Raw genomic sequence first — 24,995 nt, 5'->3', positions numbered from 1 at the left:
CCATGAAACGTCGAATGAGCAGGGGTTTTCTGACTTTCCAAACCCCCGCCAGTGCTTGATGCGCCGAACGTTAGCGCTCCCGACCGACAAAATCCCGGGCTCCGTGACGGCGCGGATGACGGCGGCAGACGGCACGGTGGCGACCCATCCGCAGCACCGCGCAATCCACCTACGGAATGCCGTGATCCGTCAGAGACGGCTGGTACGGTACCGGCGATCCGTGACGGAGCCATCATCCTATGGCTGTGATCAACAGTAGCTGCGAAACTTCTTGAAGATCATGACGATATGGATGTATGCCGCCCATTCGACGGGAATGGCGGATGGCGGCGTGCAGGGCCTCGGCCGTCCGCGCGGTGTTGGGGGATGTGGTCGACGCGGTTCGCCTGACACTCGTGGGTGTCCCGTGTGGCGCCGGAGCCCGGCGATCGGCGTCGCCGGATATCCGGACGCGATGCGCACCGGCCTGATCCGCTGGGTCAGCGTTCTGCTTCTTGTCGACGCGCTGTGTAGGAGATCACGCGCCGGATTCCCTCGCGGACGTCGTCGAGCGAGCTCGCGTACGACACGCGGATCGAGTGGTCGCCTCTTCCGGTCGGGTCGAACGCCCCTCCCGGGACGACTGCCACGTGCTAGTCCTCGAGGAGCCGCATGGCGAACTCATCCGCCGGCCCCAACCGTTCCGGGCAGCCTCTAATTCGGACGCCCGGTCGAACATCACCCGGACTCTCGATGGAGTGATCTCCGCCAAACGCTCGGCAGGTTGTGCGATCGATGTCACATGGCAGTCGTTGATCCGCATTGACATCCTGTCCCCCATCCGTTCTCGCGATGCCTCCCAGAAAGCTAGGGTGGTTCTTCGATCCGACTTCAGATCTGCATGAAATCTCCATCCAGTACGTCGGTACTGCTTGAAAGGGTCCACTGGGCGTGGCATCCGCATCATTCGACGAACTCGACATCGCCATCGTGGATGCCGTGCGCTCCGCTCCACGCGCGAACTGGCGCGAGCTCGCGTCCCCGCTCGGTGTCGATCCCGCGACCGTGAGTCGACGCTGGTCGCGGATGGAATCCGGGGGCGCCGCCTGGGTGACCGCTCATCTGTCGGGAAGCGCGACCCCCGCCTGCGCGATGGTGGAAGTCGACTGCGCGCCGGGGCGATCGATCGATGTCGCGCACGTCCTCGCCGATGACACGCAGGCGGCCACCGTCGAACTGGCCAGCGGCGGCCGGGACATTCTCATGCTGGCGCAGGCGCCTACCCTCGACTTGCTGGCGGAGTACCTTCTCACCGTCGTCGGTCACGTGCCGGGGGTCGCGAGCGTTCGCAGCCACGTGATCACGCGGTCGACCCTCGAAGCCAGCCGCTGGCGGGAAGGCGCGCTGAGCTTGGAGCAGCGACGTCGCCTCCGGTCCAGCGACCAGCGCCGGGCGGGTACGGGCGACATCCTCCACGAAGCCGATATCGGCATCGTCAACGCGTTGCAGATCGACGGCCGGATGTCGTTCGAGCGGCTTGCCGAGCATGTCGGTATCGGCCCGGTGTCCGTGCGTCGCCGGCTGTCACGTTTGCAAGATGCGGGGCTTGTCACCTTCCGCTGCGACATCTCGCGCCAGCTTTCAGGTCGGTCCGTGTCCGCGGTGTACTTCGGCTCGATGGACATCCACGACTTGAGAAACGCGGAAGAGCGGATCCGTGCGTTGCCGGGAGTCCGTGCGTCCAGCTTCGTCGCGGGGCCGTTCAACGTGATCGTCGACGCGTCGTTGCGGTCGATCGCCGAAGTGCACGACCTTGAGCTGACGATGAGCCAAGCACTGCCGGCGCTGCACATCCAGGACCGGTCCGTCGTACTGAAGACGATCAAGCTGCTCGGTCGCGTTCTCGACGCGGAGGGGCGATCGGCTCGTTCCGTACCCCTCGTCGCCAGGAAGGGTTCGCCCTGCGGGGTCCCGTGATGCTCCCCACGCATTCTTCTGGATCTCCACATATCGGTGGGCTGCGAGGTGGGCGCGGCCCACATTGCACCGGTCAGTCGCGAGGAAGAAGGTGACATCACGATCGGCTGACGGGAGATGTGATGATTCTCAGGCGAATCGCTGCAGCCACGACCTTGGTGGCGGGCCTGCTGGTGTCGGCGTTACCCGCGGACGCCTCCGCTTCGGTGACGCTGGAGGCGAGCTACACGACCTCGCTGGAGAACGGCTGGGCGCTGGTGGAGCGCTACCGCGACAACTCCTCCGGGTTCCAGGCCGAGACTTATCCTCCCGACGGTCGGGGCGATCACACTGGTCAGACCAGGCGGTTGTTCGGCGACGTCGCCCGGCCGCATTCCTCCAGGTTCCTGCTCTACCACGCGCCCGGCTGGCAGAGCGGCACCAAGGCCACCCCGGTGCTGCTGGTCCACGGCGCCAACCAGACGGCCGACCTGGCCTGGGCCAACCCCAACGCCCGCGGAGCCTACGGCTGCGGCCAGGCCAGCTGTCCCACCACGGGGCTCGTGCAGTATCTGGACGCCCGCGGCTACAAGGTCTTCGCGATCGGGTTCCCGCACGTCACAGGCGATGGCCACTACTGGGCCGAGCAGGTAGGCGACGCGGTGGCCAAGATCAGGGCCAAGACCGGTGCGGCGCAGGTGGACGTGATCGGCTGGTCGAAGGGGGCCTTCAACGCGCGCATGTACGTCTCCTCGCTGCGGCAACCGTGGGGCACGCCGTACGCGGGCGATGTTCGCAAGCTGCTGCTGGTGGGCGGGCCGAACAAGGGTTTCGACTGGGGCTACCGGCACGGCTGGACCCACGATTTCGCGATATTTCCCGAATGCGGGGGAACGTTGAACGCGCCCGCCCCGCACTCGAAGATGATCTGCTACGGCCTGTGGCGCAACCACCCCGAGCTGAGCTACGAGGGCAACGCCTACCCGGGCTCGGACGACATGCTCTACCGCTGGGACGACGTCTACCCGCTGCCCGTCACCGAGCAGGACTGGTACACCACCTACTATGGCGGCACCGGTTTCTACACCTACGGCCGCGGCATCCAGTGGGCCATCGACCGTGGCTCCCTGGTCGCCCCGCTGATCGCCGCGGGCACCCCGGCGAGCGTGGCCGTCTACCAGCTGTGCGGCAACTCTCCGGACATGGCGCTGCTGCACAATGAACACACCGGCCCCTCCGACGGCGCGGTCTTCGTCGCCAGCTGCACCGCCCCCGACGGCATCACCACCCGATCCGGTACGGCCACGCTCAGCCTCAACCACCTCAAACTCGGATGGTCCACCACCGCGATGACCCAACTCGCCACCTGGCTCGGCTGACGGACCCGAACGCGAGGCTGGTTTGGCATCCCAATTTTGTCAGGGCGCGAACAGCCAGACGACCAGCCCGCAGAGGATTCCCACCGCGACGATCAGGACGAGCAGATCCCTGGTCGTACTCGCGGGAAACCAGCGTGGCCTGGTACGGGAAACACCGATGAGAACGGCGGCGGCGACCAGCGGCCAGGGGACCAGGACCAACGGGGAGATCATTTCAGCGGAGGCTCTCCGAACGTAACCATTCAGGCCGGGCGCGTTTTGGTGTCGATTGATCGCGATGCGTGGCTTCAGACGATGGCGCTGAGTCCTCCGTCGACCACGAGGGAACTACCCGTCATGTAGGAGGAGGCTGGACTGGCGAGGAACAGCAGTGCTGTGTCCAGTTCGCCCTGCTCGCCGAACCGCTCCAAGATGCTGTTTTCCGACACTAGGGTCCGCAGTGCGTCGGAGCCTCGCCCGTTCGTGATCTCCGAATCGAAATAGCCCGGGCACAGTGCATTTACGCGAACGCCCCGGCGGAGGGACCACTGTTGAGCGAGATCGCGCGTCAGGCCCAGCACACCGGCCTTGCTGGCGGAGTAGGCGGCCTGGGGGAACCGGGACGCCACGCTACCCAGAACGCTGGCGACGTTGACGATCGAGGAGCCGTGCGGCATGTGCGGGACGCATGCGCGAGACATCCAGTACACGCCATTGAGGTTGATGTCGACCGTACTGCGGAAGACAGCCGGGTCTTCGCGCAATGCGCTACCGGAAGGTCCGACGCCTGCGTTGTTGACGAGGACGTCAATCCTCCCGTACTCAGCCGCCGCCGCCTGTGCGACTTCTTCACACTGTTCTTGAGCCGAAACGTCGGTTCGGTGAGTGAGCACCTTGGTGCCGCGATCGCGGATCTCGGCCGCCACGGCATCGAGCCGGTCTTCACGTCTCGCTGCCAGGACGAGGCTGGCGCCGACAGAGGCCGCAGCGCGTGCGAAGCCGACTCCAAGCCCCGAACTAGCGCCGGTGATGAGGACTACTTTGCCGTCCAGTCTGAATCGGTCGATCAGATCCACAGGTGCTCCTTCAGCCGACATAGGGTGCGGTCTTCTTCATCTCCAGGCGGGCGATGGTCCGACGGTGAACTGCGTCCGGGCCGTCGACGATTCGCAAGACGCGGGCCCAGGCGTAGAAGTACGCCAAGCGAATGTCGTTCGACACGCCCATCCCGCCGAAGATCTCGATGGCACGGTCGATGACCTGGGTCGCCATCGCAGGTGCTGAAACCTTGATCGCCGAGATCTCACTGCGAGCGCCTTGCGCGCCGTAGCGGTCGATGAGCCAAGCGGCGTGGCACACGTGCAACCTGGCCTGATCGATCTCGATCCGCGACTGGGCGATGAGGTCCTCGCGCGCCATGTCGTGGGCGCTCGGGAGCAGAGTGCCGGTCGGAGGTCGGCGCAGGACTAGTTCCCCGGCGGGCGAGCACAGCGTGAAGGTCAGGTTGGACTTTCCTCCGCTGATCAGTTCAGCCGTCGTCTGCAACCAACGAGCGTCTCCGCATGCTTCGACGAGAGCTTGCGACAGGGGTTGGACCGGTAGCAGCTCAAGCGCCCCGGCCGTCATCAAGGCCCCCGTGTCCGGTGGTCAGCACGATCTTGCCGTGAGCGGTCCGTTCCTCGATCGAGAGAAGGGCCTTGGCCGCTTCTGACAGTGGATAGGTGCCTCCGACCACTGGGCGCACCTGGCCGCGCTTTGCCAGATCGGCGAGGGCGAGTGCCGACTCGGCCGCCACTGACACGTCCTCGGCGATGAACCCGCCCCAGTAGACGCCGATGAGGTCGATGTTCTTCAGCAAGAGCCGGTTGACAGCGATCTCTGGGATGCCTCCGGCCGCGAAGCCGATCACCAGGTGGCGGCCCTCTCGTCGGAGCAGGCGGATCGAATCAAGGAAGTAGTCTCCGCCCACAGGATCGACGGTGATGTCGACTCCGCGGGGGTACCAGGAACGGACGGCACCACACCAGTCATCGTCGGCGGCGACGACGCGATCGGCGCCGGCACTCTCAGCGACGGACATCGTTGCCTGGCTGTCCACGACGGCGGTAACGACGGCGCCGAGGCCCTTGGCGACCTGGATCGCGGCGGTCCCGACCCCTCCGCCGGCTCCGTGCACGAGGACGTGCTCGCCGGCTTTGAGGCGACCGCGTCGGACCAGACCAAAATGAACGGTCTGGTAGTTCATCGCGTAGGCGGCCCCCTGCTCGAAGGACAGTTCGTCTGGCAGCGGGAAGACCAGGCTCGGATCGGCGACCACTGTTTCTGCGAAGCCGCCCTGTGGTACGTGGGCTGCGCATCGGTCGCCGGCGCGGACCAAGGCGCTCTCGGGCGCTGAGCGGACGATACCTGCGATCTCGACTCCGGGAACGAACGGCAACTCGGGACGGACCTGGTAGAGGCCCCGGGTCATCAGGACATCGACGAAGCTGACGCCTATCGCCTTGACGTCGATGACCACCGAGTCCGCCGGGGCCGCCGGCTCATCGAGGTCGACCAGACGAACTGCTCCAGGACCTTCCAGCGACGTGATCTGTACGGCTTTCATCAGGAACTCCTCAATCAGACCGGGATGGTCTGAGTTGGGCGTGAAGTGCTTTCCGCCTGACGCGCTGACACACGGGCTGACGCGGCCAACCTCGGCTCAGGCAGCGACGACTTCGAATCGAAGTCATGTGAACCATAGCGCATATCTGTCCCGATGTGGCACACTCCCGCCACATGTCCCAAGTTTGGGACGTGAGGTGTAGACGCATCGTTCGTGGGGTTCTACCTGGATTCACGGCGGCGCTCCTGCTCCTGCGGATATCGCTCGGGGACGAGTCAGAGGAGAACCAAATGAGGGTCAGAAGGACTGTGCGATCGGGCGGGGAACAGCACGTCCGGACCGCGATCGCGGTGACTGTCGCGGTCGCGGCCGGGCTTGCTCTGGCGGCCTGCGGAAGCGACGACTCGGCGAAGTCGAAAGCGGGGGACTCAGCCGGGGCCAGCGAAGCGGCAGCAGCGGCTCAGGCGTTCGTGAAGCCGTTCCTGGAGACGCCGACCCAAATCACGGTGACCGAATCACTGCCCGGTCTGCCCGAGACAGGCAAGACCTTCGTGTGGGTCTCCTGTGACACGTCACTGTGCCGCGACATCGCCGGAGGGGCGAAGGAGGCTGCGGAGACCGTCGGGTGGAACTACAAGAACCTGACGTTCAAGCTGGCAGACCCCGCGTCGCTCGTCGCAGCCCTCAACCAGGCTCTGGACCTCTCGCCGGCGGCGGTCGGGTTCACGGCGCTGCCGGAGGCAGTGTGGTCCACCGTCCTCCCTGCGTACCAGAAGGCCGGTGTGCAGTTGGTGCCCGCGGTCGTCGGGCCGGTCAAGCTCAACGAGACTGTTCCGGCGAACATCTTCGGCGACGAGAGCCAGAACACCCAGGCGAAGCTCCTTGCCAACTACACGATCTCCGATTCGAAGGGAACCGCAGAGGGGCTGCTTGTTCGGGTCCCTGATCTGGTGACCCTGAAGGCCTTCGACGCGGGCGTCGAGGAGGCCTACAAAGCATGCGACACCTGTGAGCTCAGCAGTGTCGACGTCGGCCTCGCGCAGGTCGCGGCCGGGCAGGTGAACGGGGTGATCACCTCGGAACTGCAGCGGAACCCCGGGATCAAGTACGTGATCCTGCCGTCCTCGGATTTCGCGCAGGGGCTTTCCAGCGCCCTCCAGACGGCCGGGCTCAACGACATCCGCATCCTTGCCGTCGGTTCGACCGAGCAGGATCTGCAGGACGTGATGGACGGTCGGGCGACTGGCTTCGTTCCCTTCTCCGCGAAGTACGCGGGTTGGCTCGCCGTGGACTCCGCCCTCCGCAAGTCGGCCGGGGTCCCGTTCCCCGAGGGCTACGGGCAGATCCCGATGCAGCTCTTCGTCAAGGAGAACACCGCCGAACCGTTCAGCAGCTACGAGGAGCCCGCTGACTTCCGGGCGCAGTTCGAGAAGCTCTGGAAGCTCAAGTAAGTGATGCGATCAGCAGCTATCTCGCCACAGGCACCAGTGCTGCAAGTGAGCAATCTGTCCAAGACGTTCTCTGGGCAGGCGGCCCTGGCCGGTCTCAATCTGACGATCGAGGCTGGCCAGGTCCACGCTCTCCTGGGAGGTAACGGTTCCGGGAAGTCGACCTTCATCAAGATCCTGTCCGGGTACCACAAGCCGGACCCGGGCGGCTCGGTGCGCGTCGCCGGAAGTGAGCTCACGTTCGGGTCGCCGGAGTCCTCGCGCTCGTCGGGATGCCGTTTCGTGCACCAGGATCTCGGGTTGATCGACACCTCCTCCGTCCTCGACAACGTCATGTTCGGCCGGGGCTTCCCCCGAACGCTGGCCACGGTGAGATCGCGCCGAGCCCGGCACCTGGCGGTCGCCATGCTCGATCGAGCAGGTCTGGACCTGGACCCGGACGCGCTCGTCGGTGCGCTCACGCCGGCGCAGAAGACCGAAGTCGCGGTAGCGCGTGCGTTGAGTCCCGCATCCGGCGAAGAGGTCAGGCTGCTGGTGCTGGACGAACCGACGGCCACCCTGCCGCACGACGAGGTCGATCAGCTCCTGGCCACGATCAGGCGGGTGAGCAGCCACCAAGTCGGCGTCATCTTCGTCACGCACCGGTTGGAGGAGGTCCTCCGGGTCGCGCACCAGGTCACGGTGCTCCGCGACGGACGACGGATCGCCTCACGCGGGATGGAGGGACTGACCAGATCGGAACTCGTCCACCTGCTCGTCGGCGATGAACTCGACGAGACCCAAGCCATCGCCGAGAAGCTGGCCGATCCCGCCGATGCGCCCGTAGCCCTCACCGCTCGTTCGGTCTCCACGCAGACCGTCGCCCCGTTCGACCTCGACGTCAGGCAGGGCGAGATCGTTGGTGTCGCAGGCATCACCGGTTCGGGCCGCGAAGCCGTGCTCGGCTCGCTCTTCGGTGCTCTCAAACGCATCGACGGTGAGGTGAGGGTCAAGAACGCGCCGCTGCGACCCAACGACCCGCGCCGATCGATCAGAGCGGGCATGGTCTTCATGCCGGCGGAGCGGCGGACCCGGGGCGGAGTTCTTGGATTGTCCGCGCAGGAGAACCTGAGTCTGGCCAAGGTCACCAAGCACTGGCGGTTCCCGCTGATGCGGCGCACCCAGGAACGGCGTCAGACCGCCTACTGGTTCAGTCGGCTCGGTGTCCGGCCTGACGACGGTTCGACCTTGCCGCTCTCAGCCTTCAGCGGGGGGAACCAACAGAAGATCCTGCTTGCCCGCTGGCTGAACTGCGAGCCGTCCGTGTTGATGGTCGACGAACCCACCCAGGGCGTCGACATCCAGGCTCGCGCGCGAATCCACGAGGAGCTGGTCGGTGCCGCGAAGAGCGGTACCGCGGTGCTGGTGAGCTCCTCGGACGTCGACGAGCTCGTGGCGCTGAGCCACCGCGTCTTGATCCTCCGAGCGGGAGAGGTCGTGGAGATCCTCGAGGGCAGCGACGTGACCATCGGCAACGTCACCCGACGCACACTCGTTTCGACTCACGAGGAACATCATGAGGATTCGTAACGCCGGCATGGATCGGTTCAGCGGCCTTTATCTCGGCGCGTTGTTCGTCCTCATCTTCGGGCTCTGGACGCCCGACCTCTTCCTGACTTCCGGCACGCTGCATTCGGTGGCGTCCAACCAGGCGATCGGCGCCATGCTGGCGCTCGCGGTCCTCATCCCGATGGCCGGCGGTTGCTACGACCTTTCCGTCGGCGCGGTCGCAGGCATATCGACGGTCATCGTTGTGACCTTGCAAAGCAACCACGGATGGTCCATGGGGCCGGCGATTCTGGTCACGGTTGTGATCGCGGCCGTGGCCGGCCTCGTCAACGGCTTCGTCGTTGTCAAGTTGCGGGTCGACGCCTTCATCGCCACGCTGGGGACAGCCACGATCATCGCAGCGTTCCAAACGATCATCTCCGACGGGGCGCAGCCGCCCCTGCCCCGGTCGCCCGGGTGGCGGGACCTGACCCAGCAGACGGTGTTCGGGTTCCAGATCGTCGTGATCTACCTCCTCCTGCTGACCGTCCTCGTTTGGTGGGTGCTCGAGCACACTCCTGCCGGCCGGTATATCTACGCCATCGGTGGGAACGAGGAAGCGGCTCATCTGTCGGGCGTCGCCGTCGGAAGATGGCGATGGATGTCGATGATCGCTTCGGCCGCTATCGCCGGAATCGCGGGAGTGCTGTACGGCTCGCTCACAGGACCGTCTTTGACCTACGGGCCGGGCCTCCTACTGCCGGCCTTCGCCGCAGCGTTCCTGGGCACCACCCAGGTCCGTCCGGGCCGTCCCAACGCTTGGGGCACGCTGCTCGCGGTCTACGTCCTCGCCATCGGGGTGAAAGGCATGCAACTGGTCACCGGCGTCCAGTGGTTGAACGACATGTTCAACGGCGGCGCCCTGATTCTCGCAGTGGCTTTCGCCGTGTGGCGTCAACGCCGTCCCGGTGCGAACTCACGCAAAGCCGGTGCACGTCCACTGGCACCCGCACGGTCGGGGTCGGAGTGATCAAGATCTCAGAACAGTAGCACAGACATGTCCCGATGTGGCACACTCAGGCAAGGTGTCCCACTTAGGAGAAGCGAACTAGCGCCCCTATTGTCTGAAAGGACTGATTCCCAGTGTCCATTGCTGAGCAAACGACGTCGCTCGACATCAAGGCGGACTTGGTACAGCGAGCGCGAGATGTCGCGCCGATCGTGATCGCTGACGCAGACGAAAGTGAGCGCATCGGGCGAGTAACGCCCCGGGTGATCGAAGCCCTCCGGGAACGGGGGCTCTTCTGGATCACCGTCCCGGAGCAGATGGGCGGATTCGGGCTGGAATGGGACACCGCAGTGCGGGTCATCGAAGAGGTCTCCGCGGCAGACGGATCAACCGGGTGGATGCTCATGGCGAACATGGGCGCGACCGGGTTGTGCTCCTGGATGTTCCCCGCCAGCGAAAAGCTGGTCGCCGAACACGGCTCGATGCCGCTGGGATGTGGCACCTACGCACCACTCGGCAAGGCCGTCATCGTCGACGGTGGCCTGCGGCTCAGCAGCGGACCGATCCCGTTCAACAGCGGGTTCGACGCCGCCGGCCAGGTCCTGGTCATGGCGGTCGTCCACGATGAGCAGGGCAACGTTGTCACCACCACGACCGGTGACCCCGAGATGCGTTGCTGCATGGTCGACAAGGACAAGGTCGAGAAGCTGGGGAACTGGGATGTCCTGGGGATGGCGGCAACAGGTAGCTACGACATCCGCGTGCCGGAACAGTTCATCGCCAGCGACCGCGTCCGGAAGTTCGAGGAGATCTCGGCGCCGGAAGGGGCGCCCTACGTCGGCACTGAACTCGACTTCCTGAGTACGGCCGTCTCAGGTCACGCGCCGGTCGTGATCGGCGCCATGCGGCGCGCCCTGGCGGAGATCGCGTCCGCATCCATCGGCCGCCGCCGCCTGGGCTACCCGGAGACCGTGGATCAGCACCCGTTGTTCGGCGCCGAGTTCACCAAGCACGAGGCCATGTATCACGCGGCACGCGACCTCTACTACAAGAGTTTGGACGACGCCCTGAACGGCGTCCACGAACGCGGCGGTCTCACGGTGGCTGAGCGAGCTCGCATCAGGCAGGCAGTGACATACCTGCACGACGTCGCGGGTGAGGTCGTCAGCTTCTGCGCCCTGTGGGGCGGCACCAAGACCTTCCGCAACCCGAGCGTCATCGGCCGGTGCCTTCGGGATGTCACCGTCGCGCGCAACCACGCCTTCGTTGATCCAGTGACCCTCGCGAACGCGGCCGAGCCCTTCATCCAGGAGTGGGCCAAGTAGCCGGAGACACGAAACTCGCACCCCTTTCGGCACTCACTGATTTCAAGGAGAGCACCATGGCCAGTCCGGAATCCGCAGTTCTGACGGAGATGTTTAAGAATGTAGGCGCGCGTTTGAGCGCCGATCCACCGATCGGCCTCGACTCGGTCCGTGAGATCTTCGACTGCATGCTCCGGTTCGCGACCGAGGCTGAGGGGGTGAGCTTCCGGACGGACCGCTCCGGCCCGGTCGGCGGCATGTGGGCGTTCCCGCCGGACGCCGTCTCGGATGCGATCATCCTCTATCTGCACGGAGGTGGCTACATCTCGGGAAGCAGTACGGGTCATCGCCGCCTGTTCGCCCACGTGGCGAAGGAGTCCGGGGTCCGCGCCTTCGGCATCGACTACCGCCTTGCGCCGGAGCACCTCTTCCCGGCGCAACTCGAGGACGCGCGCGCGGCCTACGATCATCTGGTCGCCCAAGGTTATGCGCCCAACCGGATCGTCGTGGTCGGTGATTCCGCGGGAGGATCACTGGCGACCGCGCTCGGGCTGCACCTCGCAGATGACGGGCAACCCATGCCGGCCGCGATCGTGGCGATGTCTCCGTACTACGACGTGCTCGGCGAAGGCGAAACCTTCGTCACCAATGTCGACAACGACGTGGTGGCACCGCCCGCTGCTGCCATGGCACCCAGCGCGGCCGTCTACCTGGGGGACGCCGAGCGTGCCCGGACTGACCACTACGTGAACCCCTTGCTCAGCGACCCGTCGGGGCTCCCGCCCATGCTCATCACCTGCGGCGGGTACGAATGCCTGCTCAGCGGGGTCGAGAACTTCGCCGAGCTGGCCCGGAGCAAGGGAGTCAGCGTCGAACTGGACGTCGTGCCCGAGATGCAGCACGTCTTCCAGTTCCTCGTCGGGACGGCGCCGGAAGCAACCGAATCGGTGGCCCGGATCGGTGAGTTCGTCAGGTCCTGCCTCAGCGGTTCGGTGCGCAGCGCCGGAGACCCGGCCCTTGGCAGGAGCGCCCGGTGACGATGACCTCGGATGCACGGCCGGACGCGAACACGCTCGGTGCCGTCACACCTGAGCATCTGCGGGACGCCTTCGCGAGTTTCCCGTCCGGCGTCGTCGCAGTGTGCGCTCAAGTGGACGGACGGCCGGTCGGATTGGCGGCCAGTTCGTTCTGTGTCGGTGTCTCGATGAGCCCTCCTCTGGTCCTGGCCTCGGTCCAGCACACCTCCACCTCGTGGCCGGTCGTGCGCACAGCCTCCCGGATCGGGGTGTCGGTGCTCGGGGAGGAACAAGCAGATGTCTGTATGCGGTTGTCGGCTAGCGCCACGGACAAGTTCGCCGACATCGACACCTACACGTCCCCTTCCGATGCGGTCTTCATCGAGAAAGCTCCTGTCTGGCTCGAGTGCACGGTGCTGGACGAAATCCCTGCGGGTGACCACGACGTCATTCTTCTGCGTGTCGAGTCGCTGCGAGTGACCCAGGAGAGCGAACCCTTGCTGTACCACCGTCGGACGTTCCGCCACCTCGCGGACTGACGGCTCGGGGCCAAGCGCTCTCGGTCACGGAGAAAGCGCACAAAATCCGGTGGGTGTCCAGGTCGCCAGGACCTGGACACCCACCGGTGCTTTGCAATGCGAACGGTCGAACGCCTGTGGTTGGCGCTGGGAAGCCGGTTGACGGACCGATCAGTCCGACGCCAGCGCTGATCCGACAGCCTCCGCCGTCACTTCGAAGTCCTCCTCCGTGTGTGCCACGCTCACGAACGCCTTGCCGGATGGCGTGATCATCACGCCCTCGGACAGCAGCGAACCGACGAAGCGGTTCCACTGAGGATCACTGCCGTTGGTCGCTCCGTATCCGGCGGAGGGGATGATCTGCAGCAGAGAGCCGACCCGGTTCAGCGTCGCCGGCCGAGGCGCGGCAGCGAGAGCGGGTCCCACAGTCCGTTCGAAAGCAAGGCCGGCCGCCTCGAGCCGTTCGTAGACGAACCCTTCGGCGAGAGCCTCCATCGTCGCCTTCACTGCCGCCATCGCAATCGGGTTGCTGTTGAACGTCCCGGCGTGGACGACGCCTCGGGTGACCTCGTCGATCAGGTCCGCTCGGCCCGCCACTGCGCTCTGCGTGAAACCGCCGGCCATTGCTTTGCCGAAGACAGAGAGGTCCGGCTGCACGCCGCAGTACTCGGCTGCACCTCCGCGTGCGAGTCGAAAGCCGGTGATGACTTCGTCGAAGATGAGCACGACCCCGTGCTCGTCGCACAACCGCCGGATGGTCGCCAAGAACTCAGGCCGAGCTGCCTCGAGGCCGGCATTGCTCATGATCGGATCGAGCACGACAGCGGCGATGTCCCGGTCACGGGCCGCTGAGAGGATCTCGGCGATCTGTTCGACATCGTTGAACCCAGCGGTGATCAGGTCCTGAAGTGCTGCCGGGCTCTGACCCTTCGAAGCCGGAACCGCTTCCTGGCCGGAGTCGGTGTCACTGAGGCTCGCCAAGACGCTGTCGTGCCATCCGTGGTAGCACCGGATGAACTTGACCACCCGCTGCCGTCCCGTGGCAGCTCTGGCCAGTCGCAACGCCACTTGGATGGCTTCGGTCCCGGTGTTGCTCCAGAGCAGACGCTCGGCGTGCGGAACCGCTTCGAGCACGGCTTCGGCCGCCAGGATCTCCCCGAGGTGGCCCGTTCCGACGAGCTGCATGCTCTTCATGGCGTCGCTGACGGCGTTCAAGACGTGCGCGTTCCCATGTCCGAGGACGAGCGGTCCCCACCCCATCACGTAGTCGATGTAGCGATCGCCGTCCAGGTCCCAGACGTGGGCTCCGCTGGCACGTTCGACGAACAGCGGGTGCGGCCGCATCGCCGCCCGCATGCCTGAACCGGCGCCACCGCCGATGCTCTGCTGAGCTCGGGCGAACGCGGTCCTCGATGAGTCCAGGCTCACTCTGTCTCCTTCTTCCCTGGTGGTTTCTGCAGCGCCGCTTGTTCAGACGAAGTGAGGTGGCCTGCGTGACTGCCATTCCAGTACCTGTTCGAGAGCTGACCCCAGACGGAGAAGTACGGCCTCGCAGAACGGGCCGCCCACGAGCTGAGCGCCCACCGGAAGGCCGTCGGTGTCAACAGCCACGGGTAGAGAGATGGCGGGAAGCCCGGTGATGTTCACGAAGGCGCAGAAAGCCAGCATGCGAGCTTCGAACTCGCTGCTCCCATCCAGACGACGGTTGGCATCCTCGAGTACGGTGCCGACCTCGGGCACCCGCGTCGCCAAGGTCGGAGTGAGGAGAACATCGAAGTCGTCGAACCAATGCGCGATCATCCTCCGTGACTCGAGGTGCATCTCGAAGACATCGCGGATGTAGTCACTCGACGGTCTCTTCTCGCCCATCGCCATCCTGGCCGCGATGTAGGGCTCGGTAGCATCGGCACTGCTCCAGGGCAGCGCGTGGAGCCCTGCGCCCAGAACGGTGTAGAGGTAGATCTCGATAGCCCGGCTACTGATGATCTCGGGACGGAGCGGGACGATATTGTGACCGAACTCCTCCAGGAGCTGAGCTGTCGTTTCCGCAGCCGCTACGCAAGCTGGATCGACCGGCACTCCGGCGGGAGCCTGGGTCAGGAGTCCGATGCGCAACGGCTGCACGGGTCGGTTGAGTTCTTCGACGAACGGCCGCTCCGGCGTCGGGGCGCGGTACCAGCCGAGGGGATCGGCAACCGACAGAGCGTCCAGGACTCCCGCGGCGTCTTGCACGGTCCGTGTCAGCGCTCCACCGGCAGCGCCGTGCTCCCAGAGCAGGACCTTCGAGGGTACTCGCGCACGGCTCGGCTTCAGCCCGACCAGTCCGGTACAGCTCGCCGGCATCCGGATGCTGCCCGCCCCGTCCCCGCCGCTCGCGATTGGCGCGAGACCACCCGCTACCGCTGCTGACGCCCCACCGCTGGACCCGCCAGGCGTGCGGTCCAGGTCCCAGGGATTCCGGGTGATGCCGTACGCCGTGTTCTCCGTGACCTGGGTCATTGCGGCTTCCGGCGTGTTGGTCCTGCCCATCGGGATGAAGCCGGCCGCCAGGATCCGGTCGACGATGAGGTCGTTCTCCAGTTGCGGCGCATCGGAGAACGCCGTCGATCCGAACGTGTTCGGTTGGCCCGCCACGCTGACGACGTCCTTGATGGGCATCGGAACCCCGGCGAAGGGAGGAAGCCGGTCCTCGCTGTCGCGAAGAGCCCGTTCCACCCGCCTGGCTTGTTCGAGCACCTCCTCGTCGTTGCGCCAGATGATGGCGTTCAGAGCAGGGTTGTGCCTCTCGATCCGGTCGAGGTAGAACTCGGCCACTTCGACAGGGCTGATCGCGCGGGTCCGGATCTGTGCTGCAAGTTCAGTCGCTGAGATAAAGGGGTCCATACCTGAGATCCGTTACTGCCGCAGTTCGCGTCGGAGGATCTTGCCGGTGACGGTCTTCGGAAGCTCGTCGAGAATGATGACCTCTCGCGGGTACTTGTACGCGGCCAGCAGGCCCCGACAGTACTCGATGATCTCGTCGGTCGTGACGTTCGAATCGGACAGCGACACGTACGCGCGAACGGTTTCTCCGCGATAGGGGTCCGGAACTCCGACGACCGCTGCTTCGCGGACCGCGCCATGACTGTAGAGGACGTCCTCGACCTCTCGCGGCCACACCTTGTAACCGGAGGCGTTGATCATGTCCTTCTTGCGGTCGACGATGTAGAAGCGGCCGGCTTCGTCCATGAAAGCGATGTCACCGGTCCGCAGTTCGCCGTCCGGCAGTGCTGTCGCGGTCGCCTCTGCGTTCTGCCAGTACCCAGGAGTGACTTGCGGCCCGGAGATGGCCAGCTCGCCGACACTCCGCGGCGGGAGTGCACGGCCTTCCTCGTCGAGGATCCTCGCGATCGTCGAGGAGACCGGGACGCCGATCGACAGGGCGCCGGACTCCTCATCGACCGGTGCCCGGGTGCCGAAGGGGACGAAGTGGGTGACAGACGACGTCTCGGTGAGTCCATAAGCATTGTGGATGTACACGCCGAACCGGGACTCGAACTCTTCTGCAACTGCCGGGGGAACGGCAGCCCCACCGGAGTACACGCGAGAGAAGCAAGCGAAGTCGGACCGGTCGACGCCCGCTGCGTTGCTCAACGCGATGAACGCGGTGATGGCGCCGACCGTGAACGTCGGGGCGTGTTCGCGGATCGCCTCGAGCATGACTTCGGGATGGAAACGGTGGGTGAGAACGAGTTGGGACCTTGACGCCAGAGCGAGGACCGCGTGAGCGACGAGGCCGGTGATGTGGAACAGCGGCGCGATGGCGAGCACGGAATCGCCGGGACGAAGGTCCGCCCACACGCGGAGGGTCGCAGCATTCGCCATCAGGTTGCCGTGGGTGTTGATCGCGCCCTTCGGGCGACCGGTCGTCCCGGACGTGTAGGTGATGGTCGCCGGGTCATGCTTCTGGAGCGGGACCGACGGCGCTCCGCGGCCGGAGAAAAGACGCACGACTTCGCTGAGGTCTGACACCCCCGCATCGACGGCGTCGGACCCGATTGGCGACAGCACTCGGAAGTCGTCGCGTGACTGATGGTCGTGATCGCTGTAGGTGATCACGGTTTCGACAGAGCTGGACGCCTCGAGCAAAGCTGCACGCACGACGTCGCGGTGGAGGTGGTCCAGAGTGAGGATCGCTACCGCACCCGAATCGCTCAAGATGTGTCGGAGTTCCCCGACGCGGTTCATCGGATTGACGGGGACCGCGGCTCCGCCGGCCTTCCACGCGGCCAATAGACCGATCACGAAAGCGGGATCGTTCTGAGCGAAGATCGCCAAGCGGTCGGCCGGCCGGAACCCGTGGTGGATCAGATGGTGAGCGAGGGCATCGGCCGCGTCGGCGAGCTCGGAGATCGAGAGCACGCCGTCGAAGTACTTGATCGCCGGGGCCTGGGGGTCGGCCGTCACGGCTGCATCGAGCATCGCAACTCCGTGTTCGTACTCTGCGGTGATGTCCGCGGGAACTCCGTCGTTGTACTGGAGGAGCCAAGGCTTGTCCATGCGGTGCTGCCACCAACTTTCAGTAGCAAGATCATTTCTTGCTGAATCCATGTGCTGTTTTTACGGAAAAGTGGACCGCTTGGCACAGATAGCGCGAGTGTTTCACATTGGCACATCGCGACGCAACGCCTCATACTGAACTCGTGGCCACATCCGACGTGAACTTCGAAGCCCCCCCGAAGCGACTAGGAACGTCGCTCACCCGAGACGCCGTGCTAGCTGCCGCAACTCGGGAGTACCTGGCGGGACGACCCCTAGACATGTCCGCGCTCGCCACCGAGGTGGGCATCGGGCGTTCGACCCTGTACCGCTTGGTCGGAGCACGCGAGGACCTGCTCAGCGTCGTACTGGGCGAAGCGGCAGACCGGACGTTCGCCTACGCCCGCAAGCACACCACCGCGCCCGGAGGAGCCGAGCGGATCGTGGAGGTGATGGATCGGTTCATGCATGCAGTCGCGGAGGCGCGGCCGCTCCAGGAGCTCTCCCGCCGCGAACCCCTGGTGATCGTCCGGATCCTGCTGGTTCCTGGACCGGTCGAGAAGGTGTCGGGGCGGAACGTCGCCGCCATGCTCGCGGAGGAGGAGGCCGCCGGACGACTCGAACTGTCGCTGCCTCCGGACGTCCTGGGCTTGGCGATCATCCGTATGTGTGATGCCCACCTCTACGCACCCCTGCTTGGGCGCACGGATCCTGAGATCGACACCGGCCTGGACCTGGTCGCCGCGTTGCTCGGGCATACCAGGCGGCCGGCAACGAAGTGAGCGAGAGCGAGACATTGCGCCCGACTGTATCATTGCGATACATATCGGACGATTGTTCCGCCATGGCGCCAGCAGTCTCCAGTGGGCCAGCGCTCAGAAGAAGGATGCGATGACAGACGACATTCCAGCGAACAGCCTCGACGGGTTCCATCGCGATCCGCGTGCGCAACAGGCGGACGAACAAGTCCGGGCATTCTTCGACGCCCTCAACCGGGGCGACGAGCTTGATCTCGATGGGGTCGTCGCTCGGAACTTCCTGAGTTATGACTACAACGGTACTCGGACCCGAACCGGATACAAGCGGTACCACCGGCGCCTGACGCAGGCGTTCGACGGGTTCCGTCATGACGTGCACGAGAACATCGGCGTCATCGTGGACGAGGACCTGGTCGCGGTGCGGACCACGGTGGCCGGCCGGCACGTCAACGAGTACGCGGGACACCCTGCCTCCGGGGCTCAGGTCGACACCTCGGCTTCTCACATCTTCCGCGTGCGGGACGGCCTGATCGTCGAGCACTGGCAGGTCTTCGACACGTACCGGATCCTGGTGCAGATCGGAGCCATCGCGGCAGCAGCCGGAGCATGGCAGGAAATGCTCGGCGCGCCGTCGTCGGGCTCCGCACTGTTCGATGAGCGCAGCGGAACCGACTTCGGTGTGCACGGGGGAGCGGGTTCTCCCGCAATTTCACGGGAGCTGCAGAAGAAACTGTGGGACGGCGTATTCGCCACCGGCAGCAAGGAGGACTCCGAATACATCGCGGAGGACCTCATCTCCAACTCCGGCTGGATCCCCGACGGCCGAGCACCATTCCTCGATGCCCTGTCGTCCGCGCGAGCCCGGAAGCCGGACGGGCGAGCGAATGCGACCCATATCGTGGCGGAGGGCAACATGTTCGTCGTCCGATCCGCTTGGGACGGCACTATGGTCGCGACCGGCAGGGATCACGACGCCTCGTCCGTCGACATCTTCCGGGTAGAGAACGGTCAACTCCAGGAGCATTGGGAGACCGTCGATCAACTGCGCCTGTACCAGGACTACGGCGTGCTGAACGCAGACATTCGCGATGAGTGAGCCAGGACGCTCGATGATCAGGAGGATGTACGCATGACCACCGGGCTGCAGTTGCGCTCGCTCGTGAGCTCGGACGGCGCGTTGCGGCTGTCGTTCGTCGAGGTCGTACTGGACGACATCGGTCCGGATGACGTCGTGGTCCAGGTAGAGGCGACCCCGTTGAATCCTTCGGATCTGCGCCTCCTGTTCGGCCAGGCGGACATGTCGACACTGGAGGTGTCCGGAACGGGAGCGGACCGGGTCGTCACCGCATGGGTCAGCCCCAAAGCGCTGCAACGGAACACGGCACGGCTCGACCTCTCCTTGCCGGTCGGCAACGAAGGTGCTGGCAAGGTGGTGGCTGCGGGGAACTCCGAGGCCGCGCAAGCTCTGCTGGGCAAGACGGTGTCGATGATCGGCGGCTCGATGTACTCGGAGTACCGCCTCCTGGACCGACGGTCATGTCAGGAACTGCCGGAGGGTGTCGACGCTGTACAGGGTGCGTCCTGGTTCATCAATCCGATGACCACCCTGGCTTTCCTGGAGACGATGCGCACCGATGGACAGCGTGCCCTGGTCCACACGGCGGCCGCGTCGAATCTGGGGCGGATGCTGAACCGAGTGTGTATCGAGGACGATGTCGCGTTGGTCAACATCGTGCGTAGTGACGCACAAAGGGAGATCCTTGAGCAGATCGGGGCCCGATACATCGTCGATTCGACCTCGGACACCTTCCGGGCGGACTTGACGGCTGCGATCTCTTCGACCGGTGCGATGGTGGCCTTCGACGCCACCGGCGGCGGCACCCTCGCTGGGCAAATCCTCAGCTGCATGGAGGCCGCAGCGCGTGCTGAATCCGGCGAGTACAGCGCGTACGGGACCGACGTCCACAAGCGGGTTTACAGCTACGGCAGCCTGGACACGCGTCCGACCGAGATCGTCCGCGACTTCGGGTTCGCCTGGTCGCTGAGCGGCTGGTTGTTGTGGCCGACACTCACGCGACTCGGGGCGGAGAAGCAGGGTGAACTCCGTGAGCGGGTCGTTCGGTCGCTTACCACCACCTTCGCGAGCGAGTACACGGACCAGATCTCACTGTTCGACGTGATCGACCCAGTGGTGCTGGACCGCTACAGCCGGTTGCGGACCGGGGAAAAGTACCTCATCAGACCCAACACCTGGGCCTGAAGCGAACGCACAACCAGACGAATCTCATCAGAAGCCAGGAGGCGCAGGATGCCTCGAGGAGCTTCTGGTCATCAGCGACCACCGATCGAACTGCGTATGGAGGACTGCCGCGGCAGAAACGGAGCCCCGAGACCAGCACGGCTTACCTGTCGGCACTCTTTGATCAAGGCGACTTCTGCCTCATTTATCCCATGCCATGACGGAATCGACGGCTTTATTTAGAGAAGGTTGAGGATCAGGTCATACGGGGTTATCTGTCCGGGCGGCAGCCCCGTCCACCATCGGAGCAAGGTGCCCGTTCCGATGCCCGGATGGACCATGAGGATCGTCAGACTGGCCAACTTCGTCACGCCTCGCTCGGGGGGCCTCCGGACCGCCCTTGAAGAGCTGGGTGCCGGTTACACGGCTGCGGGGCACGACGTGGTCCTGGTCGTTCCAGGCGATCGTCCCGGACACCGGGAGACCCGGGCCGGGCTGGTCGTCACCGTGCCTGGGCCGGTCGTGCCGGCCACCGGTGGATACCGCGTCATCACCGCCCGCCGAGCGCTCGCCCGCCTGCTCGACGATCTGAAGCCCGACCGGCTGGAGGTGTCGGACCGTACGACCCTCCGCTGGACGGGCGACTGGGCGCGCTCCCGCGGCGTCCGTTCCGCCATGGTGTCGCATGAGAGCCTCGACGGCCTGCTGCGGTTGTTCACTCCCCGTGCCGTACGCGACCCGGGCGGCCCGCCGACCCCGTTCACCCGGACCCTGGCGGACCGGCTCAACCTGGCCACCGCCCGCTCGTTCGACGTGGTGATCTGCACCACCGATTGGGCGTCCGCCGAGTTCCGGCGGCTGGGTGTGCCCAACCTTGTTCGCGTGCCGCTCGGCGTCGACCTGACCCGTTTCGCCCCCAGCCGACGCGATCCGGCGCAGCGGCGAACACTGGCAGGTCCCGGCGAGCACCTGCTCGTGCACTGCAGCCGGCTCTCCGCGGAGAAACGGCCGGACCAGCCGATCCTGGCGCTGCGGGAGCTGCGCCGCCGGGGCGTGCCGGCGGTGCTCGTGGTCGCCGGAGACGGCCCCCGGCGGCGCGCCCTGGAAAAGCTGGCCGGCGGGCTGCCGGTCCGGTTCCTCGGGCACGTCGCCGACCGTGACGAGGTCGCACGCCTGCTGGCCGGGGCGGATGTCGCCATCGCACCCGGGCCCGTCGAGACGTTCGGCCTGGCGGCACTGGAGGCCCTGGCCGCCGGAACGCCCGTCGTCGTGTCCGCGCACAGCGCCCTTCCCGAGGTGATCGGTGACGCGGGGATCGCCGTCCAAGGTGGTCCTGAGGCGTACGCCGACGCGATCGAGCGGCTGCTGGCCCGCGACGAGGAGGACCGTCGCACCGCGGCCCGCCGCCAGGCGACACGGTTCGGCTGGCCCTCCTCCGCGGCCGGGTTCCTGCAGGCCCACGGGTTGCCCGCGCCCCCGGTGCGCAGCGGAGATCGACAGTGACCACGACGGCGATGGCAGAGCTGACGATGACGACGACGCGACTGGTCGCGCTTGGCGACTCGGTGACCGAAGGGCTGGGCGACCCGCTGCCCGGCGGCGGCTGGCGGGGCTACGCCCGGCTGCTGGCGGACGCGCTCGGCTCCCGCGAGCAGGTGGCATTCGACAACCTCGCGAACAGCGGGGCGACCTGCCGGGATCTCGCCACCGGCCAGCTTCCCCGGGCACTGTCCCTGCGGCCGACGCTGGCCGCTGTGCTGGCCGGGGTCAACGACACGCTGCGGGGCGACTTCTCGCTGCCCGCGATCGCCCACGATCTGGAGACGGTGGTGGGCGGACTGCGCCGTACGGGCGCCACCGTCCTCACCGCCCGCCTGCCCGACCCCGGCCTGATGCTCGGCGTCCCCGACCTCGTACGACGACCGCTGACCCGGCGGATGCGCGCGATCAACATGATCCTCGATGGGCTGGCGGAGACGTACGGGACGGTCCACGTCGACCTGGCCGCCCATCCCGCCCTGTACGAACGCCGGATGTGGAGCGTCGACCGCCTGCATCCAAGCGTGCGCGGCCACCATCTGCTGGCCCGGCTGTTCGCCGCCGAGCTGGCCGCTCGCGGGTTCCCCGTCCGTGCGATGCCGGAGGAGGAACCATCCGGGGCGAGCGCCACGGCGTGGGCGAGCGCCCGCTGGATGGCGGTCGAGGGCACCGGCTGGGTCGTACGACGGGCGAGGGACTTCCTGCCCCGGCTCGGCACGCTCGTCCTCAGTGAGGCCTGGCACGCCGTACGAGGGCGGACGACTGTGCTGGACGACCGGTTCCAGGCGGAACTGGAGCCCGTCCTGCGCCGCATCTGCCTACCCCCGGCATGAGCACCCACCCTTCGCCGAACGGCACGACCAAGGGAGACCCCGCATGAGAGTCGCCATCGTCTCCGAATCCTTTCTCCCTCAGGTCAACGGGGTGACGAACTCGGTCTGCCGGGTTCTGGAGCATCTCGCGGACCGGGGCCACCAGGCGACCGTGATCGCCCCGTGCCGTGCACCGGGCACCTACGCCGGGTTCCCCGTCCACGCCACCCCGGCATTCCAACCGCCGTTCTACCGGTCGTTCCGGGTGGGGCTGCCGAGCCGGCGGATCAGCACGGTGCTGACGGATTTCAAGCCCGACATCATCCATCTGGCCTCCCCCACGGTCGTGGGAGCGGCGGGCGTGACCGCCGCCGTCCAGCTCGGCGTCCCCGCCGTCGCCGTCTTCCAGACCGACCTGGCCGGCTTCGCCCGGCAGTACGGCGTGCGCGGGATGGACGCCATGATCTGGTCCTGGCTGCGACATATCCACACCAGGGCGGCCCGCACGCTCGCCCCCTCCACCGCGACGATGGCCGAGCTGGTCGAGCGCCGGATTCCCCGGCTGCGGCTGTGGGGCCGCGGCGTGGATCTCGACCGTTTCAACCCGGCCCACCGCTCGGAGCAGCTGCGGCGGGAGCTCGCACCGGACGGCGAGGTGATCGTCGGTTACGTCGGCCGCCTCTCTCCGGACAAGCGCGTGCACCTGCTCACCGAGCTGGCGGGCCTGCGGGGCGTCAGGCTGGTCGTCGTGGGGGACGGCCCGGCCGCGCCGGCGCTGCGCCGCCGGCTCCCCGACGCGGTGTTCTGCGGGTTACGCACCGGCGAGGACCTGTCGCGGATCCTCGCCTCGTTCGATGTGTTCGTGCACACGGGCGCCAACGAGACCTTCTGCCAGGCCGTGCAGGAAGCGCTGGCGGCCGGAGTCCCGGTCGTCGCGGCGGCCGCGGGCGGCCCGCTGGACCTCGTACGGCCGGGGCACAACGGTCTGCTCTACCCGCCGGAATCGCCCGCTCTGATGCGGGAGGCGGTGGAGCACCTGGTGGCGGATCCCGCCGCGCGATCCCGGATGAGCGCGCAAACCCGGGAGTCCGTGCTGGCCAGCACGTGGACCGCCCTCTGCGAGCGGCTCGTCGAGCACTACGAGTCGGTCCTCGAAGGGGATGAGAGTCCTTCGGAGGCGCCGGACCGGCTGCGGCCTCACCAGAGTCTGATGTCGTAGATCCGATGCCCAGGAGGCCGTGATCTCAGGGTCCGTCTCAGGGTTCATCTCAGGGTTCTGGCCGAAGCGACGGGCGCGGGATGCGCATATATAGGGAGCATGACCCAAACACACGCTCGTCCGCGGTGGGCGCGATGAGCGAGTTACCGGAGTTCATCGCAACGCTGTTGTCGGCGCTGGATCGGGAAAGCCCCGCCATAGTCGGGTTGACCCTGTTATTTCTGCTCGCCATGGAGGGCACGCTGCTGGTCGGCCTGCTGGTGCCCGGCGACGCCGCGCTCCTTGTCGCCGGCATGGCGCTGCATGGCCCGTGGGAGATCGCCGGAGTGGCCGCGGCGGGGATTGTGGGGTGCTTTCTCAGCGCATCCGGGGGTTATCTGATCGGCTCCCGGTTCGGCCCGCAGCTGCGCGTGGGTCGTGTTGGCGGCTGGGTGGGGCGGGAACGCTGGGAGCGCGCCGAGCGGGCGATGGCGGACCTGGCCGTCGGCGGCACCGCTCTCGCGGTCGCCTACTTCATGCCGGTGGTACATGCCCTCACCCCGATCTTGGCGGGCGCGTTTGGTGTCTCCTACCGGAAGTTCATGGTACGGGCCATGATCGGGGGGACCGCCTGGGTGACCGGCTACCTGATTCTGGGCTCGGTCGCCGGCGGGGTGATTCGCCGGAACCTGGATCTCGTCGTGCCGCTGGTCGCCCTGGTCGCGCTGGTCGCGGCGGCGATCCCGGTGGTGCGCCGACTGCGTCGGCGGCGGCACGAACGGCGTCAGCCGGTGGGCACACGCGAGCCCTAGGAGTGATCGAGCTCCAGCATCGGGGTCAGGCGGGGAATCGCACGCCGACCAGCCCTTCGGAGACCTCCCAGAGCCTGCGGGCGTCGTCCATGCCGCGCGGCGGAGGCCACAGGTCTCGCCGGGCAGGAGCGCCGCCGAGGTTGCTCCGTCCCCGAGGGCCGTAGAACTCGCTGCCCTTCGCGTCAGGACCGGTCGCGGCCAGCAGCGCCGGCAGGGCTGCGGTCTCGACGGTGCCCACGAGGACGCCCATGCGGGAGAGCGCGCGGATCGCGCGGACCGGTCGTCGTGGACATCCACATCGATCTGGCGGCCCGTGCCGTGCCGGAATGGCAGGCGACGGAAAAGACGTTGTAGGGGAGTGGCACGATATTTAGATGATTCGCAAATCATCGAATAGCT

Annotated in this window: 24 protein-coding genes; 15 read left to right on the top strand and 9 right to left on the bottom strand. The window is 66.4% G+C overall.

Translation table 11 applies throughout. From position 1 onward, the window contains the following. Positions 1-479: 479 nt before the first annotated feature. Entirely contained in the window at positions 480-629 is a 150-nt protein-coding gene (locus Amac_RS10315; RefSeq protein ID WP_155354090.1) for a hypothetical protein, read from the bottom strand. A gap of 301 nt (positions 630-930) precedes the next feature. On the opposite strand from Amac_RS10315, the gene Amac_RS10310 reads away from it, so the two are divergent. Continuing rightward, entirely contained in the window at positions 931-1,956 is a 1,026-nt protein-coding gene (locus Amac_RS10310) for an Lrp/AsnC family transcriptional regulator (RefSeq protein ID WP_155354089.1), read from the top strand. 122 nt (positions 1,957-2,078) lie between these two features. Further along, entirely contained in the window at positions 2,079-3,314 is a 1,236-nt protein-coding gene (locus Amac_RS10305) for an esterase/lipase family protein (protein ID WP_155354088.1), read from the top strand. Between the two features lie 39 nt (positions 3,315-3,353). Here the strand turns inward: Amac_RS10305 and Amac_RS10300 are convergent, their stop codons facing one another. The 4 genes from Amac_RS10300 to Amac_RS10285 form a co-directional block, all read right to left on the bottom strand. Further along, positions 3,354-3,527: a hypothetical protein gene (locus Amac_RS10300; protein WP_155354087.1), complete on the bottom strand. Its 174-nt coding sequence runs from the start codon at positions 3,525-3,527 to the stop codon at positions 3,354-3,356. A 74-nt stretch (positions 3,528-3,601) separates the two neighbouring features. Continuing rightward, a complete protein-coding gene (locus tag Amac_RS10295) occupies positions 3,602-4,369 on the bottom strand; it encodes an SDR family NAD(P)-dependent oxidoreductase (RefSeq protein ID WP_246268210.1) in 768 nt (255 codons plus the stop codon). Between the two features lie 10 nt (positions 4,370-4,379). After that, entirely contained in the window at positions 4,380-4,919 is a 540-nt protein-coding gene (locus Amac_RS54775) for an acyl-CoA dehydrogenase family protein (protein ID WP_218040996.1), read from the bottom strand. Next, the gene (locus Amac_RS10285) at positions 4,900-5,811 is read right to left on the bottom strand and encodes an NADPH:quinone oxidoreductase family protein (protein ID WP_218040995.1); all 912 of its coding nucleotides are present in this window, start codon (positions 5,809-5,811) and stop codon (positions 4,900-4,902) included. Before Amac_RS10285 ends, Amac_RS54775 begins: the two co-directional genes overlap by 20 nt. 260 nt (positions 5,812-6,071) lie before the next feature. On the opposite strand from Amac_RS10285, the gene Amac_RS10280 reads away from it, so the two are divergent. The 6 genes from Amac_RS10280 (at position 6,072) to Amac_RS10255 (ending at position 12,741) form a co-directional block, all read left to right on the top strand. Then, positions 6,072-7,349 carry a sugar ABC transporter substrate-binding protein gene (locus Amac_RS10280; protein ID WP_155354084.1) on the top strand — a complete coding sequence of 426 codons (1,278 nt, stop codon included), beginning with the start codon at positions 6,072-6,074 and terminating at the stop codon, positions 7,347-7,349. 45 nt (positions 7,350-7,394) lie between these two features. Next, positions 7,395-8,915 carry a sugar ABC transporter ATP-binding protein gene (locus tag Amac_RS10275; protein WP_218040994.1) on the top strand — a complete coding sequence of 507 codons (1,521 nt, stop codon included), beginning with the start codon at positions 7,395-7,397 and terminating at the stop codon, positions 8,913-8,915. A gap of 7 nt (positions 8,916-8,922) precedes the next feature. Beyond that, positions 8,923-9,903 (top strand): ABC transporter permease, encoded by a 981-nt coding sequence (locus Amac_RS10270; RefSeq protein WP_218040993.1) that lies wholly within the window; start codon positions 8,923-8,925, stop codon positions 9,901-9,903. A gap of 113 nt (positions 9,904-10,016) precedes the next feature. After that, positions 10,017-11,207, top strand: a complete 1,191-nt coding sequence (locus Amac_RS10265) for an acyl-CoA dehydrogenase family protein (protein WP_155354081.1) — start codon at positions 10,017-10,019, stop codon at positions 11,205-11,207. A 113-nt stretch (positions 11,208-11,320) separates the two neighbouring features. Beyond that, positions 11,321-12,223, top strand: a complete 903-nt coding sequence (locus Amac_RS10260; RefSeq protein WP_170322422.1) for an alpha/beta hydrolase — start codon at positions 11,321-11,323, stop codon at positions 12,221-12,223. A gap of 2 nt (positions 12,224-12,225) precedes the next feature. Next, on the top strand, positions 12,226-12,741 hold the full coding sequence (locus tag Amac_RS10255; RefSeq protein WP_155354079.1) for a flavin reductase family protein: 516 nt from the start codon (positions 12,226-12,228) through the stop codon (positions 12,739-12,741). Between the two features lie 150 nt (positions 12,742-12,891). On the opposite strand, the gene Amac_RS10250 is transcribed toward Amac_RS10255, so the two are convergent. The 3 genes from Amac_RS10250 to Amac_RS10240 form a co-directional block, all read right to left on the bottom strand. Then, positions 12,892-14,076 (bottom strand): aspartate aminotransferase family protein, encoded by a 1,185-nt coding sequence (locus Amac_RS10250; protein ID WP_218040992.1) that lies wholly within the window; start codon positions 14,074-14,076, stop codon positions 12,892-12,894. Positions 14,077-14,190: 114 nt separating this feature from the next. Next, on the bottom strand, positions 14,191-15,603 hold the full coding sequence (locus tag Amac_RS10245; RefSeq protein ID WP_155354077.1) for an amidase: 1,413 nt from the start codon (positions 15,601-15,603) through the stop codon (positions 14,191-14,193). A gap of 12 nt (positions 15,604-15,615) precedes the next feature. After that, a complete protein-coding gene (locus tag Amac_RS10240; protein WP_155354076.1) occupies positions 15,616-17,259 on the bottom strand; it encodes an AMP-binding protein in 1,644 nt (547 codons plus the stop codon). Positions 17,260-17,519: 260 nt separating this feature from the next. Between Amac_RS10240 and Amac_RS10235 the strand changes: the two genes are divergently transcribed. The 7 genes from Amac_RS10235 to Amac_RS10205 all read left to right on the top strand — a co-directional run bounded on the left by Amac_RS10235 (position 17,520) and on the right by Amac_RS10205 (position 24,596). Then, positions 17,520-18,020 (top strand): TetR/AcrR family transcriptional regulator, encoded by a 501-nt coding sequence (locus Amac_RS10235; RefSeq protein WP_170322421.1) that lies wholly within the window; start codon positions 17,520-17,522, stop codon positions 18,018-18,020. Positions 18,021-18,129: 109 nt separating this feature from the next. Beyond that, entirely contained in the window at positions 18,130-19,092 is a 963-nt protein-coding gene (locus Amac_RS10230; protein ID WP_170322420.1) for an ester cyclase, read from the top strand. A gap of 33 nt (positions 19,093-19,125) precedes the next feature. After that, the gene (locus Amac_RS10225) at positions 19,126-20,256 is read left to right on the top strand and encodes an MDR/zinc-dependent alcohol dehydrogenase-like family protein (RefSeq protein ID WP_155354074.1); all 1,131 of its coding nucleotides are present in this window, start codon (positions 19,126-19,128) and stop codon (positions 20,254-20,256) included. A gap of 318 nt (positions 20,257-20,574) precedes the next feature. Further along, the gene (locus Amac_RS10220) at positions 20,575-21,738 is read left to right on the top strand and encodes a glycosyltransferase (protein ID WP_155354073.1); all 1,164 of its coding nucleotides are present in this window, start codon (positions 20,575-20,577) and stop codon (positions 21,736-21,738) included. An 11-nt stretch (positions 21,739-21,749) separates the two neighbouring features. Next, positions 21,750-22,607, top strand: coding sequence for an SGNH/GDSL hydrolase family protein (locus Amac_RS10215; protein WP_155354072.1), 858 nt, complete (start codon positions 21,750-21,752; stop codon positions 22,605-22,607). Positions 22,608-22,650: 43 nt separating this feature from the next. Continuing rightward, positions 22,651-23,805: a glycosyltransferase family 4 protein gene (locus Amac_RS10210; protein ID WP_155354071.1), complete on the top strand. Its 1,155-nt coding sequence runs from the start codon at positions 22,651-22,653 to the stop codon at positions 23,803-23,805. 134 nt (positions 23,806-23,939) lie between these two features. Further along, positions 23,940-24,596, top strand: a complete 657-nt coding sequence (locus tag Amac_RS10205) for a DedA family protein (RefSeq protein WP_170322418.1) — start codon at positions 23,940-23,942, stop codon at positions 24,594-24,596. Between the two features lie 25 nt (positions 24,597-24,621). Here the strand turns inward: Amac_RS10205 and Amac_RS10200 are convergent, their stop codons facing one another. Beyond that, complete coding sequence (locus Amac_RS10200) at positions 24,622-24,846, bottom strand: Rossmann-fold NAD(P)-binding domain-containing protein (protein WP_155354069.1); 225 nt, start codon at positions 24,844-24,846, stop codon at positions 24,622-24,624. Positions 24,847-24,995: the final 149 nt, after the last annotated feature.

The organism is Acrocarpospora macrocephala, assembly GCF_009687865.1.
Lineage (GTDB): Bacteria > Actinomycetota > Actinomycetes > Streptosporangiales > Streptosporangiaceae > Acrocarpospora > Acrocarpospora macrocephala.
This window is presented reverse-complemented; position numbering and strand designations above follow the sequence as displayed.